This is a genomic window from Desulfovibrio sp. UIB00 (genome assembly GCF_022508225.1).
In the GTDB taxonomy this organism is placed as follows: domain Bacteria; phylum Desulfobacterota; class Desulfovibrionia; order Desulfovibrionales; family Desulfovibrionaceae; genus Desulfovibrio.
The window spans coordinates 380,346-393,953 of the sequence record NZ_JAETXJ010000003.1; the positions used below are offsets into that span (position 1 = coordinate 380,346).

A 13,608-nucleotide genomic window follows, 5' to 3' on the forward strand; every position below is an offset into this window, starting at 1 on the left:
TCTAGATAATTTAAAGGGTTGAATCCACCCTTGGATATTGAAAGCTGAAGCCCTGTTTACGCTGTTTGTTCCAGAACGGCGACCACGCGCTCTGCCGCGTCAGGCCGGGCTGCGGCAAGCGCGGCTGCGGCCATGGGTTCGCGTTCGCCGGGCATGGTCAGGAGCCGCAGCAGGATGTCAGACATCCCCTGTACGGCCATGCGCCCTTCCGGCACCAGTACGGCAGCGCCGCTACGGGTCAGCACTTCGGCGTTGCGGGTCTGATGATCGTGAATGGCATAGGGAAAAGGCACAAGAACCGAGGGCAGGCCTGCGGCGCAAAGCTCCGCCACCGTGCTGGCTCCGGCGCGGCACAGTGCCACGTCGGCCCAGGCATAGGCCCCGGCCATGTCGTCAATAAAGGCGGAAACGCATTCGGGCGCATACCCCGCCGCCACATAGGCCGCGCGCGCACTCCCCTCATCGGTTATGCCGGTCTGGTGGCGAATCTCCACCCCGGCACCGCGAAATTCCGCCAGATTTTCAAGCATAAAGGCATTGAGCGCATGTGCGCCCTGCGAACCGCCCACGACCAGCAGACGGCGCGTCTGCCGATGGCGATCCACCTGCCCCACCGCGCTTACGGCCGCCCTCACAGGGTTGCCCGTAAACACGCATTTTTTCATATCAAAGCCGCTTGTGTTGGGCAGAGAAATACACACGCGCCGCGCAAGCCGCGCCAGAAAACGATTGCTGGCACCGGCGATGGCGTTCTGCTCGTGCAGCACGCCGGGCACGCCAAGAATACGTGCGGCCAGCATGGGCGCAAATGCGGCATACCCGCCGAATCCAGCCACAACATCTGGCTTGAAACGGCGTAGAATGCCCACGGCCTTGCCCACGGCAAGGGCCATCTGCGCGCCTGCGCCCACAGCCTTGAAGCCGCGCCCCAAAAGACCGCGCACAGGCAGTCCCTCAAAGGGAATGCCCGCCTGACGCATCAGCCGTTCTTCCGGCCCGTAGAGCGAGCCAACAAACAGCAAGTTGGCATTGGGATTGCGACGCCGCAATTCCTCTGCCACAGCCAATGCCGGAAAGATATGCCCGCCCGTGCCGCCGGTCGTCAGGATGATGTTGTCCATGTGTCCGCCGTCCTTGAAAAATTCATAAGCAGGCCCACGCACAGCATGGTGGCCAAAAGGTTACTGCCGCCGTAACTCATGAGGGGCATAGGCACGCCCTTGGGCGGCGCAACCCCCATGACCACGGCCAGATTCATGACCGAACCCATTGCAAGAATGGTGGTAATGCCGAATGCGGTAAAGCGGTCACGCAGATTGCGCTGGCCCATGATGATTTTGTAGCAGCGCCAAAAAAGCAGAGCAAACAGAATCATCACTGCGCTTACGCCCACAAAGCCCATTTCTTCGGCAAGCACGGCCATGATAAAGTCGTTGTGCGCTTCAGGCAGATAAAACATCTTCTGCTTGCTTGCGCCAACGCCTACGCCAAAGAAGCTGCCCGAACCAATGGCAAGCAGCGACTGCACAAGCTGGTAGCCTGTGTTGTGCGCATCCTGAAAAGGATCAAGAAAGGCCAGCAGACGGCGCAGACGATACGGAGAAGAAATGGCCAGCGCCATAGCGCCGCCGCATGCGAGCGCCACCGAAAAGAACAGATAGACAAAGCGGGTGCCGCCCGCCACGCACATGAAAAACAGAATACTTGCCAGAACGACGGCGCTGCCGAAGTCAGGCTGCAAAAGCAGCAAAAAGCAAAACAGCCCCGTAACGGCAAAGGGAGGAATGACACCCCGGCTGAACGTCTTGATAAGTTCCTGTTTGGAACTCATAAAGTACGCAAGGTACAGCGCCAGCGCAATTTTGACGAATTCCATGGGCTGAATGGAGATAAAACCCAGCGGGATCCAGCGTTTTGCACCGTTGATGGCAGGGGTAAGGGGCGAGAGCGTCACCAGCAGCAGGAGCAGCGCAAGAAAGAGCGCAGGATACTGCATGCGGTACAGCCAGTGCCTTGGCAGGAGTGCGGCGCTCCACAGCGCAACGCCGCCGCCGAGGGCAAAAATGACCTGACGCTTGAAGAAAAAGTATTTGTCGCCGTTGACCTGCTCCGCCACGATGCCGCTGGCCGAAAGCACCATCACAAGACCAATGGAAAGGATAATCAGCATGATGGTGAAAAGCCACCAGTCAAAGGGCGCGAACGGCCCCTCCTCCGTGGCTCTCGCCATGGCGCTGTTTACCTTGGGCGCTTTTTCCTTACCGCTGAAGATGTTCTTCATGACAGCTTACCCACGATCTGTTTGAAGTCTTCACCGCGCTGTTCATAATTTTTGTACAGGTCATAGCTGGAGGTGGCGGGCGCAAGCAGCACCACGTCGCCGCTTTTGGCATTTGCCGAGGCAAAACGCACTGCCGGTTCCATTGTTTCGTGCCAGCTTATGGGTACAATCCCCTGCCAGGCCTTTTCAAAATGCTCGCGGCTGGCGCCAAAAAGCACAACTTCCTGCACCTTCGCGCGCAACAGGTCGGCAAGCCCGGCCAGATCGCCGCCCTTGAACTTGCCGCCGCAGAGCAGCCGCACTGGGCGGTTAAAAGCCTCCAGCGCCACCTGAAGGGCGGAAACCGTGGTGCATTTGGAATCATTGACGTACAGCACGCCGCCACGCTCGCGCACACGTTCAAGGCGGTGCGGCAAAGGCTGAAAGCGCTCAACGGCCTTGGTGGCGCTGGCTTCCGTCACGCCGAAAAGGCGGCAGGCCTGCCATGCGGCTTCTTCATTGATGCGGTTGTGCGCCCCCATGAGGCAGCTTGTGGGAAAGCGGTCTGTGGCTTTTACAAAAACCTTGCGGGCCTTGAGGCGGTGAGCGTCAGCCAGCCCTTGCAGGTCTTCGCCCAGCACGGCCAGATCGCCTTCGTCCTGACAGCGGAAGAGGCGGAACTTCGCCTCGGTGTATTCCGCCATGTCCTTATGGTAATCAAGATGGTTGGGCGTGATGTTGAGCAGGATGCCCGCGCGCGGACAAAAAGTAGTGCAGGCCTGCAACTGGAAGCTGGAGATCTCAAGCACAAGCACATCGGCTTTTTTGCCGCCGAGAACATATTCCGAAAGCGGCGTCCCGATGTTGCCGCCCAAAAACACGGAATAGCCCTGCTCATGCAGCATGGCGGCAGCCAGAGAGGCCGTGGTGGTTTTGCCGCTGGTGCCGGTAATGGCCAGCACTGGCTCATCATCAAGGTAGCGCCAGGCCAGTTCCATTTCGGCCAGAATTTCAGAAACCTGCGTGTCCACCAGCCCTGCAAGCCTGGCTACAGGCATGCCGGGGCTGGGCACCACAAAGGCTGCGCCTGCAAACTGCGCGGCAGAATGCTCGCCAAGCTGCACGTCAATACCAAGGGCAGCAAGTTCAGCGGCGAGCACCTCCCTTCCGGCCAGCGCCTTGAGGTTGCTGTCCAGTAGCCGAACCCTCGCCCCGGCGCGCCGCAACAGTCTGGCGGCAGCAAGGCCTGAACGGCCCGCCCCCACAACAACTGCCAGTTCGCCGGATTCAATACGTCTGCCGCGATTTTTCTCCAGTGCCATATCCCCTCTCCTCAGCGCAGCTTCAGAACAGAAAGCGCCACAAGGCCCAACAGGATGGAAGTTATCCAGAACCGGATGATGATCTTGGATTCAGGCACGCCCTTGAGCTCAAAATGATGATGCAAGGGTGCCATGCGGAAAATACGTTTGCCGCCTGTCCAGCGGAAGTAGCCGACCTGTAGAATGACCGAAAGCGTTTCGGCCACAAAAAGGCCGCCCACCACTGAAAGAACAAGTTCCTGCTTGCACAGCAGGGCCAGATAGCCCAGCACGCCGCCGAGCGAAAGCGAACCCACATCGCCCATGAATACTTGGGCCGGATAGGCGTTGAACCACAAAAAACCAAGGCCCGCGCCCACAAGCGCCGCGCAGAACACTGTGACCTCGCCCACGCCGGGCATGTAGGGCAGCAGCAGGTATCCGGCAAAGCGGGCGTTGCCCGTTATATAGATGAAGATGGAAAAAACAAGGCAAGCCACAATGGAAGGCCCGATTGCAAGGCCGTCCAGACCGTCCGTCAGATTAACGGCGTTGGAAGAGGCCACCATGACAAACACGCCAAAGGGCAAATAAAACCAGCCCAGATCAAAGGTAACTTCTTTCAGAAAAGGTATGGTCAGTTTGCTGCTGTAATCGGGGTTAATGTAGAGCAGCACCATTGCCGCGCAGGCAATGACCAGTTGCCCCGCCATCTTGGACCTGCCGGAAATCCCTTTGTTCTTGTGGTGACGCAACTTGGTAATGTCGTCCCAGAAGCCAACGGCTCCGAAACCCGCAAAAACAAGAAAAGCCTGCCAGATATAGGGATTTGTCAAATCAGACCACAACAGCAGGCTGACAGTGAGCGTAAACAGCATGAGCAGGCCGCCCATGGTGGGGGTGCCGGCCTTGCAGGCGTGGGCGGCAACGTCTTCGTGAATATACTGGCCGCATTTGAGGCTGCGGAGCCAGCCGATAAAACGGGGACCAATGAGAATCGAAAGCACAAGAGCAGTAATGAGCGCGGCCAACGAGCGGAAGCTGATGTACCGAAAAACGTTGAATACCGTCCATTCGGACGCAAGGGGGACAAAGAGATTATAGAACATGCAGCGTAATCCGTTCTTTTGGTCGTGTGCAGACCGTTTTATGCCCGTTCTTTAAAGCAGTTAAACCCTGAAACCGGGCTTGAGCGGAGTAATCCGCCAATGCCTGTTTCAAATAGCAACGCTCCAGCAGGCGGCGTTTTTGATCATGGCCCTCAGCCCCGCACGGCCTCCGGCTCTGTGAGAGTCTGGAGCAGACATTCCAGCCTGTTGCCGCGTGATCCCTTGAACAGGGCTACGCCGCCGGTCTTGTTTTCGGCAAACGCACTGGCCGTCAATTGGGCCCATGCAGCAGCAAAAGCCGCAGCGTCATACACCTCGAACCATGGCCCTGTATAGCCCCCACAGGTCAGCCCGGCGCGGATATTTTCGCCGTGGCCGCCTTTCCAGAATACTGCCGCAGGTTTAAGTTCAGCCAGGTGTTTGCCGAGGGCTTCGTGCTCTGCCGCAGCCTGCGCCCCTAGCTCGAGCATTTCGCCAAGCACAGGCACAAAAAACCTGCCAGCAGCGCGCTCTGCCGCTGCATCAAGCATACGACGCATGGAAAGCGGGTTGGCATTATAGGTATCGTCAATAAGCAGCCACTTTCCCACGCGCGTCTGATTGAACCGCTGCACGGGCAGTTCGCTCTGGGCCAGACCTTGCGCAATTTCCGCAGTGCTCAGGCCCAGCAGATGGGCGGCGGCGGCAACGGCTATAACATTTTCCGCGCCGTACTCACCCCTGAAAGGGGCGGTAACGTCGCACCGCGCGCCGTCAAGCCAGAGGTGGTACAGGCCGCGCCTGTCGTCCGGCGCATCAATGCCAGTTGCGGCATCATCGCGGCTGTCGGCCTGTGCAGGCGCTGGCCCTGCGTATGAGGCGCGGTATTCCACGGCCCTGCCTGTGGCGCTGAAAAAATGCAGTTCCGCGCCGGTGGCTCTGGCCTCGCGTACAAGTTCGGGATAATCGGCGCACACAAGGCCTATGCCCTTGGGGGCAAGGTTGGTGAGCAGGCGCGATTTGTGCCAGGCCACGCCCTTGCTGCCGAGGCCTTCGGTATGGCCTGCGCCGACGTTAAGTATAAGGCCAATGTCGGGGCGCATAACGGACGACAGTTCTTCCATGTCGCCCTCATGGCTGATGCCAGCCTCCATAACCCAAAAATCTTCATCGCCGTCAGTGGCGAGCATGGCGCGGGGCATGCCGATCTGGTTGTTGTTGTTCAGGGCATTCTTGGCGGTTTTGCCGCGCACGGAAAGAACCTGAGCCAGCACTTCCTTGAGCGTTGTCTTGCCCGCTGTGCCGGTAACGCCCACAACTCTGGCGGTTGTTTTGTCGCGCCACATGGCGGCGATGCTGCCAAGGGCCTTGACCGTATCTTCCACCACCAGCACTGGCACACCCGCACCGGGCAGAGCCCGTGAGGCCAACACGGCAGAAGCCCCAAGCTCCACGGCGGCAGGCACAAAGTCATGCCCGTCCACCCTGCTGCCGGGGATGCAGACAAAGAGAGCCCCGGTCGCGGCCTCGCGGCTGTCCGTCACTGTGGCGGTCAGCGCAATGTCGCTCTCAAGGGCGCTCAGGCCCAGATGGGCCGCTATTTCATTGTAGGTCAGTCGCAATGAAGAAACTCCCTAACTACTTCCTGGTCGCTATAGTGGTGTTTGACACCCTGGATGATCTGATAATCCTCATGGCCCTTGCCTGCAATAAGCAATGCATCGTCCTTGCCGAGCATTTTCAGCGCCTTGATGGTAGCCGCGCGGCGGTCAACCTCAACCACGACTTCGCGGGCGGATTTCAAACCGGGCAGAACATCCTGCAAAATAGCTTCCGGCTCTTCAAAACGCGGATTGTCGGAGGTCAGCACTGCCACGTCAGACCAGCGGGCGACAGCCTCGCCCATGAGGGGACGTTTGGTGCGGTCGCGATTGCCGCCGCAGCCAAATACAGTAACAACGCGTTTGAATCCAGCCCCCCGCAAGGCCTGCAAAACGTTTTCCAGCGCGTCCGGCGTGTGGGCATAATCTACAAATACATTTAATCCTTGGGGATTTTCCACACGTTCAAGCCGTCCGCTCACGCCCGTAAAACTTTCAAGAGATTTGAAGGCCTCAGGCTCAATACCCATTTCAAGGGCAACGGCCTGTACGGCCAGCAGGTTGGAAGCGTTGAACGCGCCCACCAGAGGCGAGCGAAGTTCCCACTTGCTGCCCTCAAGATGCATACGCATGTGGCAGCCGTCTGTTCCGGCAGAAAGCAGTTCACCCCAGAGGTGACGCTTGTTCAGCGCGCCTTTTTGCAAACCAAAGGAAAGCGCCGTGGGACACAGCTCCAGCAGGCGACGGCCCCAGGGGTCATCTGCGTTGACAGCCATGGCTTTGTCAGGCCGGGGCAGTTCCAGGAACAGACGAGCCTTGACCTGGAAGTAGCTTTCCATGCTCTTGTGATAATCCAGATGATCCTGCGTCAGATTGGTAAAGGCTGCGCCGGAAAAAGGCACGCCGCAGACGCGCTGCTGGTCAATGGCGTGGGAGGACACTTCCATCACCGCCACATCCACGCCCGCCTTGGCCATGGCGGCCAGCATGGCGTGCACGCTCAGGGCATCGGGCGTGGTGAGGGGCGCGGCTTCCGCATGACCGGGCCAGCGGTAGCTGACCGTGCCCATGACGCCAAGCTTGTGCCCGGCCTGCGCAAAGAGCTGTTCGAGCAGATAGGAGCAGGTGGTCTTGCCGTTGGTGCCAGTGACGCCCACGATCTTGAGCGGCAGTTCACTGGTGCGCCAGCGGGCCTCCGCCAGACGCCACAGCGCCTCGCGCGGGTCGGAATGGTGCACAACGTGGCAACCGCCAGCAAGTGCTGCGGCTTCCTCCGCTCCGCCGGGGCGGCAAACAACAATGGAAGCCCCTGCGGCCACTGCGGCGGGAATAAAACGCGCCCCGTCTTCGTTAACGCCAGGCACGGCAACAAAGATATCGCCGGAATTGACCTGACGAGAATCGACGCGCACTTCAATACCGCCGCGTCTGCACTGTTCAAGAAGGGCTGCAAATTCCCGTTCCATATCAACCTCACTGCATAACCGGGGCAAATACCCCAATTTAGTCCCGGCGGCGCGCGCAATTCAACCCGCAACCCCGCGCGCGATGCGTGCGCCAGCCGGAAGCAACCTGCCGTTCTTACCGTTCGGAAAGCCAGAGAATATATTCGATGTCCTTGCCTTCTTCAGGCCAGGCAACACCAGGGGCAGGGGTCTGCTTGACCACCCTGCTGCCCGATCCTTTGAGTTCAGGCACAACGCCCGCGCGGGCAAAAAGTTCAACCGCATTGCGCACAGATTTTCCCATCACGTCCGGCACCCGGCTGCTGGCCTTGGCCAGATGCCCCGGCAAACGCATGCCTTCGGCCTGCTGCGGCGGGGCCAGCTTTCTGGTGTCGGTGGCATAGGGTACCTCCAGCGCGGCAAGCTTGAGACCACGCTGACGGGTCTTGTTGACCGGGCCTTCGCCAGTTGCTGCCTTTGTATCCGCTTCCGCTACCTTGGTTTCGTTAAACATGCCCGTATACGACACCATGCGGGAGGCAACTTCCTTGAACACGGGCGCTGCCACCACGCCGCCGTACTGGTTGCGCGAAGGTTCATCGACCATGACCATTACAAAATACTTGGGCTTGTCTGCCGGGAAAAAGCCCACGAACGAAGCAAGACGCTTGCTGCCGTAGGTGCCCGACCTGTGGTCGGCCTTCTGGGCCGTACCGGTCTTGCCGCCCACGTCAATGCCGTCCACACGGGCGCGTTTGCCTGTACCGTCCGGTTCTTCAACAACATCACGCATCATGTGCATGACTTCGCGCACGGCGGTTTCAGAATAAATGCGGGGACGCACCTCATCCACTGCGCCGTCTTCGCGCGTGAGGCGCAGGGGCTTGTACACGCCGTTGTTGAGCAGGGTCAGGTAGCCCTGCGCCATCTGGAGGCCCGTCACCGAAATACTCTGTCCAAACGATGTGGACATGATGTCCACTTCGCTCCAGTCGCGCGGTGCGCGCAGGATGCCCCGGCTTTCAGATACAGGTACGCCGGTGCGCTGTCCAAAACCCAACGCATGCATATACTTGTAGAAGGTAGGAGCGCCCATGGACAGGCCGATTTTTGCCATGCCGATGTTGGACGAATAGCGCAGCACCTTTGCAGCGGGCAATATTCCCTGCCGCGAGGTGTCGCGGATGGTGAAGTTCTTGGTCACCCACTTGCCGCCTTCGCAGTCGATAAGGGTATTGGGCGTGACCTTGCGTTCCTGAATGGCGGCGGCCATCACAAAAGGCTTGAATGTGGAACCCGGTTCCAGAGCATCGGCAGCCAGCCTGTTGCGGTAAACGAGCGGCGAAAAATCCTTGTAGTTGTTGGGATTGAAGAAAGGATACTGCGCCCAGGCCATGATTTCGCCCGAGGCCACATCCACCACCAGCGCCCCGCCCCAGCGGGCATCATATTCCCGCACGGTACGCGCCACTGCTTCTTCAACAAAAAACTGGATCTGCATATCGATGGTGAGGGTCAGATCCTGCCCCACCGGCTCGCTCTGCCCTTCCTCGTGCAGATAAAAACGGCGGCCCATGGCATCCCGCTGCACAATCTGGCGCGTGGGAATGCAGCCAAGGCGTGAATCGAGCGAGCGCTCGATACCCTCAAGGCCCTTGTCGTCAAGGCCCACAAAGCCAAGAAGCTGCCCGGCCATGTGCTTGAAGGGATAAACCCGGTCATATTCCTTACTCAGGCCTATGCCGGTAATGTTGGCCTTGCGCACGGCCTCGGCGGTATAGTCGTCCACCTTGCGCTTCAGCCAGACAAAGCGGCGTTTGGTCTGCGCCAGTTCGTCATAAAGCTTCTGCGGCTCCATGCCCAGAATGGGGCCGAGGGTGTTGGCCATGGCCTGAAAATCGGTGATGTCCTGCGGGCGGGCGTAAATGGACTTTGCTTCCACACTGCGGGCCAGCACCTGACCGTTGCGGTCAAAGATCATGCCTCGACGCCCGGTGACCAGCTCCGTTGCCGTATGCTGCCGACGGGCGCGCTCTGCAAGGCGCGGCCCCTCCATCATCTGAAGGTACCATGCGCGCCCCCACAGCCCGACCCACAGCAAGCAGAAGATGCATACAACTATCTTGATGCGGGCGCGGCCCCAGTCCACATTACCCATCCAGGCCGGAGAACTCGTGCCCTTGCCCGAAGAGACAAGGTTGCGGGTGGTCTGCGGCTTGGTGGCACGGGCAGGGCCAGCGCTGGACACATTGCGTTTGCGAGAGCTGAGTTTGAACATGGCGTTTCCAAACTGGGCGTCGCCGTGATGACGCCGGGCTTTTTCCGGGCCTGAGCATTGACTGGTCAGGCATTGGAGCGTTCCGGAGTTTTTACTGTAGTTCCATACGTCGAATTTGGCCGGGCTTGGGTTCGCGCATACCGAACTCATCTGCCTTGCGCCGCAGTTCATAGGGAGAAAGCAGCCGTTCGCGCTCAACTTCAAGCTTGGCCCTCAGGGCGCGCCGTTCGCGAACGGTATTTTGCTGAATATTGATGAAATAGGTTGTGTCCATACGCTCAATGTTGCTCCACACCAGCACAAGGCCCATGACCATACAGCTCAGAAGCCCCAAAACCAGCGCCAGAAGCCATCCCCTGCCCCCGTGTTGCTGGTTCATGGTTGTATTGCGCTTCATGATCCGGTGGCCTCGGCTATTTTTTCCACAGCGCGCAACTTGGCGCTGCTGGAGCGCGGGTTGACGGCCAGCTCTTCGGGCGTGGCGGTCACGGGCTTTTTAAACAGAATGCGCACTTCTGGCTGATGATGGCACACGCATACCGGCACATGGCGCGGGCAGCGGCAGCCTTCTGCCCAATGTCGCATGGCCTGCTTGACCATGCGGTCTTCAAGCGAATGAAACGTTATGATGGCAAGCCTGCCGCCAATGGGCAGATATGCCAGGATGTTATCAAGAAAACGCCGTAGTTCGCCCAGCTCATCGTTGACGGCCATGCGCAAGGCCTGAAAGGTGCGCGTGGCCGGATGCCGCCTGGCCTTGGCCCGCCAAGCGGCGGGATAGGCCTTTTCCACCAGGGCCGCCAGTTCTGCGGTGGTGTCTATGCTGGCCTTCTGACGCGATTCCACAATTACGCGGGCAATGCGCCCGGCCTGTGGTTCTTCGCCCAGCATGGCGATACATTCCTTGAGCCTTGCAAAGCTCTCGCGGTTGACCCAGTGCCAGGCCGATGGCTGGCCGGAATTCTGATCCATACGCATATCAAGCGGGCCATCGCCGTGAAAGCTGAAACCGCGTTCGGCCTCATCAAGCTGGAGCGAAGACACGCCGATATCCAGCAGCGCGCCGTCCACCTTGTTCCAGCCCAGTTCTGCCAGCGCATCGGGAAAATTGCTGTAATTGCAATGAAAAATGTGAGCGCGGTCGCCAAAGGGGGCCAACCGCTGACGCGCAAGAGCCATGGCGTCTTCGTCCCGGTCGAGGCCGCACAGTTCGATGTCGCTGGCGGTGCCGAGCACTGCCGAGGCATGGCCGCCCATCCCCAGGGTGCCGTCCAGATAACGGCCCCCGGCGCGGGGCGAAAGAGCCTCCAGCGTTTCCGCCGGAAGCACCGGCACGTGCCGCACGGGTTCTGCGATGTTATCCAAAATTTCCGTCATGGTGCGGCCTATAGACTGAGAGTTATGCCAAGCCCGGAAAGCTCGTCGGACACATCCTCAAGCTGGAGGGCATTGAAGCGTTCCTGATCCCAGATTTCAAATTTGTTCAGCATGCCCACAAGCATTGCATCCTTGTGCAAACCAGCCTCGCGCATCAGCACCTGCGGAATACGCACCCGCCCTTGGGCATCGGGTTCAAGTTCCTGGGCAAGGCCCATAACCTTTGTTTTGAAGTGCGAAAGCCTGGGTGAGGGCATGGGAATACTGCCAAGCTGTTCTGTAACCATGTCCCAGTCGGCGGGCAGATATGCCACCAGGCGTCCGTAAAAAGCGGTAAGCCAAAACGTCCCAGAGCCGCCGTCCGCGTAGAGTCCTTCGCGGTATTCCGGCGGCAGCATGAGTCGCCCCTTGGGGTCTAGGCTGCGGGAAAGGCTTTTTGTGAACAGTTTTTTCACTTTTTCCCACTTCTTACTACTTGTTACCACTTTTTCCCACTTATGCCCCAAGCCCCACACCGTGTCAAGCAATGTCGCAAAATTGGCTTTATCTGCGAATTATCTGGCGATCAGCCAGCCAGTTTCCGCCCATTTTTGCGGTGGTAATAAGTGGCAAGTTACCACTGCCAACCCTTCAGGGATGCAGGGCAAAAAATAACGCCCATCATTTCCGCAGAAGCAAAAAGCCACCAGGCGGACAACATGGGCGCAGTTTCAACGCGTTTGCGCCGAATGCCTTGACAATATGCGGGAAAACCAAGACTATTTGGATCAAGCCGGAACTGTAAATTTTGTACTTTTGCGCCCTTGCGCCACCGGTTTCAGCCAAAAGGAACAGATATGAGAACGAAAATTGTCGCTACTATCGGTCCCGCCTCCAACAGCAAAGAAAAACTGCACGAACTGGCAGAGGCCGGTGTCAGTGTATTTCGCCTTAATTTTTCGCACGGCGGCGCGGCGGACTTTGTTGCCATCATCCAGAGCATCCGAGAGGTGGAAGCGGCCATCGGGCGGCCCATCACCATCATGCAGGATCTTTCCGGCCCCAAAATCCGTCTTGGAGTGCTGCCCGAAACCAGCATAACCGTCACCAAGGGCATGGAGCTGCTGCTCGGCCCCAGCGACCGCCATGTGGACGATTTCCCCTATCTGCCCTTTGACCACGATGTGATCCTTGAAAGCCTCGAGCCCGGCGACCGCATGGTGCTGGCTGACGGCGGACTTCAGTTTGTGGTTACTGAGTGCCGCGCGGACGGCCTCGTGATGCTCAAGGCGGACAACTCCGGCATCGTCACCTCGCGCAAGGGGCTGGCCCTGCCCGGCAAGGCCACCAAGGTTCGCGCCCTGACGGAAAAGGACAAAAAAGACCTTGCGGACGGCCTCAAACTTGGCGTGGACGCAGTGGCAATCTCCTATGTGCAGACTGCGGACGACGTGCGTGAAGCCAAGGAGCTTATCGCCGCTGCCGGCAAAAACCTGCCAGTGGTCGTCAAGCTTGAACGGCAGAGCGCCGTGGACAACCTTGCAGAAATTCTGCACGAGACTGACGTCGTCATGGTGGCTCGCGGCGACCTTGGAGTGGAATGCCCCCTGCCCCTTCTGCCCGCGCTGCAAAAACGCATCATCAGCGCATGCAACAAGGCCTCCAAGCCGGTGATTGTTGCCACGCAGATGCTGCTCTCCATGGTCAACAGCCCTGCCCCCACTCGCGCGGAGACCACAGACGTGGCCAATGCCGTGCTTGACGGCGCGGACTGCGTGATGCTTTCGGAAGAAACCGCCATGGGCAACTTCCCCGTTGAAACGGTGCGCTACATGCGCCGTATCACGGACGAAGCCGAACGCCTGCTGCTGCTCAACCGCAAGCTTGAAGAGCCGGACAGCGACAAGGGCATACCGGAATTTCTGGCCTACTCCGCCTGCCTGCTGGCAGACAAGGCTTCGGCCAAGGCCATTGTGTCGCACAGTCTTTCGGGCAGTTCGGCCCGGCAGGTCTCTGCCCGCCGCCCCCCGCAAAGCATCTATGCGCTCACGCCTGACCCGGTTTCCATCAAGGCGCTCAACTTCGTCTGGGGCGTGAGGCCGGTTTTTGTGGAAAATCCGCAGGAAGAACCAAGCCACCTTATCCGGGCCGAGAGCTTTATTCACAACAGCCCGGATTTTGAACCTGACGACTGCGCGGTTATTACCGCTGGTCAGGTCAAGGGGTCTTCCGCCACGCCCCGTGGCACAAACCTTGTCAAAATTTACTGGAAGTAGCTC

At 59.1% G+C, this 13,608-nt stretch carries 11 protein-coding genes; 1 reads left to right on the forward strand and 10 read right to left on the reverse strand.

What is annotated here, in order from left to right; genetic code table 11:
- Positions 1-56 precede the first annotated feature (56 nt).
- The 10 genes from murG to JMF94_RS07290 all read right to left on the reverse strand — a co-directional run bounded on the left by murG (position 57) and on the right by JMF94_RS07290 (position 11,805).
- Complete coding sequence (murG, locus tag JMF94_RS07245; RefSeq protein ID WP_240824479.1) at positions 57-1,121, reverse strand: undecaprenyldiphospho-muramoylpentapeptide beta-N-acetylglucosaminyltransferase; 1,065 nt, start codon at positions 1,119-1,121, stop codon at positions 57-59.
- On the reverse strand, positions 1,103-2,281 hold the full coding sequence (ftsW, locus tag JMF94_RS07250; protein ID WP_240824480.1) for a putative lipid II flippase FtsW: 1,179 nt from the start codon (positions 2,279-2,281) through the stop codon (positions 1,103-1,105). Before ftsW ends, murG begins: the two co-directional genes overlap by 19 nt.
- Complete coding sequence (murD, locus tag JMF94_RS07255) at positions 2,278-3,582, reverse strand: UDP-N-acetylmuramoyl-L-alanine--D-glutamate ligase (protein WP_240824481.1); 1,305 nt, start codon at positions 3,580-3,582, stop codon at positions 2,278-2,280. Before murD ends, ftsW begins: the two co-directional genes overlap by 4 nt.
- An 11-nt stretch (positions 3,583-3,593) precedes the next feature.
- Positions 3,594-4,670: a phospho-N-acetylmuramoyl-pentapeptide-transferase gene (mraY, locus tag JMF94_RS07260; RefSeq protein WP_240824482.1), complete on the reverse strand. Its 1,077-nt coding sequence runs from the start codon at positions 4,668-4,670 to the stop codon at positions 3,594-3,596.
- Between the two features lie 152 nt (positions 4,671-4,822).
- Positions 4,823-6,271, reverse strand: a complete 1,449-nt coding sequence (gene murF, locus JMF94_RS07265; RefSeq protein ID WP_240824483.1) for a UDP-N-acetylmuramoyl-tripeptide--D-alanyl-D-alanine ligase — start codon at positions 6,269-6,271, stop codon at positions 4,823-4,825.
- Entirely contained in the window at positions 6,262-7,716 is a 1,455-nt protein-coding gene (locus JMF94_RS07270; protein WP_240824484.1) for a UDP-N-acetylmuramoyl-L-alanyl-D-glutamate--2,6-diaminopimelate ligase, read from the reverse strand. Before JMF94_RS07270 ends, murF begins: the two co-directional genes overlap by 10 nt.
- A 115-nt stretch (positions 7,717-7,831) precedes the next feature.
- The gene (locus JMF94_RS07275; protein ID WP_240824485.1) at positions 7,832-9,973 is read right to left on the reverse strand and encodes a penicillin-binding transpeptidase domain-containing protein; all 2,142 of its coding nucleotides are present in this window, start codon (positions 9,971-9,973) and stop codon (positions 7,832-7,834) included.
- Positions 9,974-10,064: 91 nt separating this feature from the next.
- A complete protein-coding gene (locus JMF94_RS07280; RefSeq protein WP_022659322.1) occupies positions 10,065-10,370 on the reverse strand; it encodes a hypothetical protein in 306 nt (101 codons plus the stop codon).
- Entirely contained in the window at positions 10,367-11,350 is a 984-nt protein-coding gene (gene rsmH, locus JMF94_RS07285) for a 16S rRNA (cytosine(1402)-N(4))-methyltransferase RsmH (protein ID WP_240824486.1), read from the reverse strand. Before rsmH ends, JMF94_RS07280 begins: the two co-directional genes overlap by 4 nt.
- 8 nt (positions 11,351-11,358) lie before the next feature.
- Positions 11,359-11,805, reverse strand: a complete 447-nt coding sequence (locus tag JMF94_RS07290) for a division/cell wall cluster transcriptional repressor MraZ (protein ID WP_240824487.1) — start codon at positions 11,803-11,805, stop codon at positions 11,359-11,361.
- Between the two features lie 381 nt (positions 11,806-12,186).
- On the opposite strand from JMF94_RS07290, the gene pyk reads away from it, so the two are divergent.
- Positions 12,187-13,605 (forward strand): pyruvate kinase, encoded by a 1,419-nt coding sequence (gene pyk / locus JMF94_RS07295; RefSeq protein WP_240824488.1) that lies wholly within the window; start codon positions 12,187-12,189, stop codon positions 13,603-13,605.
- Positions 13,606-13,608: the final 3 nt, after the last annotated feature.

What these genes read in the sequence shown, in the direction of transcription:
- murG (WP_240824479.1), bottom strand. Translation starts at nt 1,121, where the DNA reads ATGGACAACATCATCCTGACGACCGGCGGCACGGGCGGGCATATCTTT.
- ftsW (WP_240824480.1), bottom strand. Translation starts at nt 2,281, where the DNA reads ATGAAGAACATCTTCAGCGGTAAGGAAAAAGCGCCCAAGGTAAACAGC.
- murD (WP_240824481.1), bottom strand. Translation starts at nt 3,582, where the DNA reads ATGGCACTGGAGAAAAATCGCGGCAGACGTATTGAATCCGGCGAACTG.
- mraY (WP_240824482.1), bottom strand. Translation starts at nt 4,670, where the DNA reads ATGTTCTATAATCTCTTTGTCCCCCTTGCGTCCGAATGGACGGTATTC.
- JMF94_RS07270 (WP_240824484.1), bottom strand. Translation starts at nt 7,716, where the DNA reads ATGGAACGGGAATTTGCAGCCCTTCTTGAACAGTGCAGACGCGGCGGT.
- JMF94_RS07275 (WP_240824485.1), bottom strand. Translation starts at nt 9,973, where the DNA reads ATGTTCAAACTCAGCTCTCGCAAACGCAATGTGTCCAGCGCTGGCCCT.
- JMF94_RS07280 (WP_022659322.1), bottom strand. Translation starts at nt 10,370, where the DNA reads ATGAAGCGCAATACAACCATGAACCAGCAACACGGGGGCAGGGGATGG.
- rsmH (WP_240824486.1), bottom strand. Translation starts at nt 11,350, where the DNA reads ATGACGGAAATTTTGGATAACATCGCAGAACCCGTGCGGCACGTGCCG.
- pyk (WP_240824488.1), top strand. Translation starts at nt 12,187, where the DNA reads ATGAGAACGAAAATTGTCGCTACTATCGGTCCCGCCTCCAACAGCAAA.